The organism is Acinetobacter sp. UBA1297 (assembly GCF_002307755.1).
Taxonomy (GTDB): Bacteria; Pseudomonadota; Gammaproteobacteria; order Pseudomonadales; family Moraxellaceae; genus Acinetobacter; species Acinetobacter radioresistens.
Window position 1 is genome coordinate 51,156 of the sequence record NZ_DBUF01000009.1, and the last position, 809, is coordinate 51,964.

At 44.1% G+C, this 809-nt stretch carries 1 pseudogene; it reads right to left on the reverse strand.

What is annotated here, in order from left to right:
* A pseudogene (gene cysS / locus B3R63_RS04380) lies at positions 1–809 on the reverse strand (cysteine--tRNA ligase); the annotation flags it as partial.

Genomic DNA, 809 nt, shown 5'->3' on the forward strand with positions numbered 1-809 from the left:
AGTTCTTCATTAAACTGCTGCTGGTATGCTTTAAAAGCATGGTAAAACCGGGTAAGGGCTGTTTTAGCTTCTTTAAGTGCTACATCAGAAAAGTTGACCGGACTGCGATAGTGTGAAGACACGATAAAATAGCGAATAACTTCTGGATGGAATTTCTCCATCACGTCACGAATAGTAAAGAAGTTGCCGAGAGATTTTGACATTTTCTCGCCATCTACATTAATAAAACCGACGTGCATCCAGTAATTTACATATTGTTCACCAGTTGCGGCTTCACTTTGTGCAATCTCATTTTCATGATGTGGAAATAGCAGGTCACTGCCACCACCGTGGATATCAAAATGATTGCCGAGGCAGCAGGTCGACATGGCCGAGCATTCAATGTGCCAGCCTGGACGTCCTTTGCCCCATGGAGAATTCCAGAAAGGCTCATTTTCTTTGGCATGTTTCCAGAGAACAAAGTCAAAAGGATGTTTCTTGTCGACTTCAACATCAACCCGATCAGAGGCTCCGGCTTGCATGTCATCAAGTTTTCGGCCAGAGAGACGACCATATTTATTGAACTGTTCAACCTGAAAGTAAACGTCGCCATTTGTTGCCGGGTAAGCACTACCATTGTCTACCAGCTTGCCAATTATATTCTGCATCTGGTCGATATATTCAGTTGCGCGTGGTGCTTCATCCGGTGCAAGACAGCCAAGACGATGCGCATCCTCATTCATGGCCTGAATAAAACGGTCGGTCAGAGCCTGGATTGTTTCGCCATTTTCGTTGGCACGTTTGATAATTTTGTCATCAATATCAGTAAT